Source organism: Actinomadura sediminis (assembly GCF_042675525.1).
In the GTDB taxonomy this organism is placed as follows: Bacteria; Actinomycetota; Actinomycetes; order Streptosporangiales; family Streptosporangiaceae; genus Spirillospora; species Spirillospora sediminis.
Map to the genome: position 1 here is coordinate 1 of NZ_JBHTJA010000225.1, position 2,979 is coordinate 2,979.

2 protein-coding genes are annotated in these 2,979 nt (G+C 78.4%); both read left to right on the forward strand.

Going from position 1 to position 2,979, the window contains the following annotated elements; translation table 11 throughout:
- The coding region (locus tag ACFQ11_RS37445; RefSeq protein WP_378307668.1) for a VWA domain-containing protein at positions 1 to 1,075 on the forward strand (1,075 nt) is incomplete at its 5' end.
- On the forward strand, positions 1,072 to 2,979 hold a 1,908-nt coding region (locus ACFQ11_RS37450; protein ID WP_378307670.1), incomplete at its 3' end, for a hypothetical protein. The genes ACFQ11_RS37445 and ACFQ11_RS37450, both read left to right, overlap by 4 nt.

The window sequence follows — 2,979 nt, forward strand, 5'->3', positions numbered from 1 at the left end:
GCTGTACGGGCGCGACCCCGACGTCGCCCGGCGCGGCGGGCGCCGCGGCGGCGGGCGCGGCGCGGGCGGCGGCTCCGAGGAGGGCGGCGGGGACGCCGAGCAGAGCGGCGACCGGCGGGGCGGAAGCGGGCCGTCGCAGGTCACCACCGTCGACTGGCTCGACGCGGTGCACCGGCTCTTCCCGAAGGAGACGATCGAGCGGATCGAGCGCGACGCCGTCGAACGCTACGAGATCCACGACGTCGTCACCGACCCGGCCGTCCTGGAGCGCATCGAACCCGACCAGACGCTCCTCAAGGCCGTCCTGCGCACCAAGCACCTCATGAACGACGACGTGCTCGTCCTCGCGCGCCGCATCGTCGAGCAGGTCGTGCGGGAACTGATGGAGAAGCTCGCCACCGAGGTCCGCCGCGCGTTCCACGGCACCCGGTCGCGGCGTCCGAGCCGCATCAAGCACTCCCGCAACTTCGACTTCCACCGGACGATCCGCGCGAACCTCGCCCACTACCGCCCCGACGAGCGGCGCCTCTACATCGAGGAGCCGAAGTTCCTGTCGCGCACCCGGCGGCACGTCGAGCGGTGGCAGCTGATCCTGCTGGTCGACCAGTCCGGCTCGATGGCGGGCTCCGTCGTCCACTCGGCCGTCACCGCCGCGTGCCTGTGGGGGCTGCCGGGCCTGCGGACGCACCTGATCGCGTTCGACACCTCCGTCGTCGACCTCACCGACGACGTCACCGACCCCGTGGAGCTCCTCATGAAGGTGCAGCTCGGCGGCGGCACCGACATCGCCCGCGCGTTCGCCTACGGCGCCGGGCTCGTGGAGAACCCGCGCCGCACGATCGTCGCCCTGGTCTCCGACTTCTACGAGGGCGGCGACCCGAACCGGCTCGTCCGGGACGTGCGCGCCCTGGCCGGGCAGGGCGCCCACGTGCTCGGCCTCGCCGCGCTCGACGAGGACGCCAACCCCGACTACGACCGGGACCTCGCCCGCCGCCTCGCGACCGCGGGCGCGCACATGGGCGCGATGACGCCCGGGGAACTCGCCGAGTTCGTCGCCGAGAGGATCGGCCGATGACCGCCGCCGCGCCCACCCGCGCCGACCTGCTGGCGCTGACGCCGGACGCCCTCGCCGCCCTCGCCAACCGGGGCCTGGTCAAGCGCGCCGCCAAGGACCTCGACGCCGGCAACGGGCCGGAGATCGCCGTCGCCGCCGACGGCGGCGTCGAGGGCGCGTTCCCCGACGGCGCCCGCGCGTCCCTGCCCGCCGGGGCCGGGCTGGACGCCGCCACCTGCACCTGCGCGGCGACGGGCGCCTGCCGGCACCGCATCTGCCTCGTCCTCGCCTACCAGCGCGCCCACTCCGGGGACGCCGGCGGCACCGGCGACGCGCCCGCGCCCGCCGCCCCGGACGTCCCCGCGGACTGGACGCCCGGCGCGTTCGACGACGACGCGCTCGCCCGCGTCCTCGGGCAGCGCGCCCTCACCGCCGCCCGCCGCACCCTCCGCTCCGGCTACTCCGCGACGGTCCGCCGCCCCACCCCGCAGGACCCCGTCGCGCAGGTGGAGCTGCCGAGCTGCACCGTCCGGTTCCTGGTGCCGGGCGAGCTCGGCTACGTGCACACCGACGCCGTCGCCGCCGTCCGCGGCCAGGCGACCGTCCTCGCGGTGTGGGCGTTCCGGGAGGCGGACGAGCGGGGCCTCACCGCCACCGAGGCCCGCGTCGACGTGGGCGGCACCCGCTCCGGCACCGCCGACTCCGCCCTCGACGCCGCCGTCGAGCTCGCCGACCAGGTCCTGCTGGAGGGCGCGGTGCACGCCGGCCCCGTCCTCGCGACGGGCCTGCGCCGCACCGCCGCCGAGCTGGCGGCCCGCGACCTGCACTGGCCCGCGGCCGCCGCCGACGACCTCGCCGGGCAGCTCGCCGCCTACCACGAGCGCCGCGCCGACCACGATCCCGCCCGGTTCGCCGAGCTCCTCGCCGAACTGCACGCCCGCCGGCGGGCGTCCCGCGCCGACTCCGCCACGGTGCCGCGCTCCGCCGTCCTCGGCACCGACGAGGCCGCGCAGACCCCGCTGCGCCGGGTGCGGCTCGCCGCGCTCGGCTGCCGCGTCGGCGGCACCGGCGGCGCCCGCACCGCCGACGTCTACCTCGCGCACGCCGCCACCGGCGTCGTCCTCGTCCTCAAGCGACGGTGGGACGTCCCCGAGGGGGAGCGGCTCACGGGCGCCGACCTGGCCGGGCGGCGGATCCTCGGCGCGTCCCTGCGGTCCCTCGCCGCCGCGAACGTCGTGTCCGAGAGCGCCACCCGCAGCGCCGGCCGGGTCGTCCGCGTCGCCGCCGGCCGCATCGCGAAGACCACCGTCACCCCGCTCGGCGGCGCGTGGGACGGCCTGCCCGCCGGGCTGCGCGTCGGCGACCTCGAGGCGCACCGGCGGAGCCTGGAGACGCTGCCGCCGCGGCCGGTGCGGCCCCGGATCGAGGCGGAGTTCGTCCGGGTGCTGGAGATCGCCGAGGTCCGCGACGTCGGCTACCACGCGGGCGCGCAGCGGCTCCGGGCCGAGGTCGCCGGGGCGTCCGGCGGCACCGCCGTCGTGTCCGCCGAGTACAGCCCGCACCGCCCCGCCGCGCTGGACGCCCTCGCCGCGGCGCTCCCGGACGCGACCATGATCGCGGGGTCGGTGCGGCGCGACCGGGGCGGCCTCGTCGTCGACCCCCTCGCCGTGCGGACCGCCGACGGCGCCACGGTCGTCCCCGACCTCGCCCCCGGCGACGGCTCCGGCGACCTCGACGCGCCCGTCCCGCCCCGGCCGGACCCGCTGGGCGCCGTGCTCGACGCCGCCCTGGAGGTCACCGCCGAGGCCGCCCACCGCGGCCTCGCGCACGTCCCGCCCACGTTCCGCGAACGCGTCGCCCGCGCCGCCGCCGCCCTGCGCCGCCTGCGGGGACGCACCGCCGCCGGGAGCGTCGACCCCCGCACC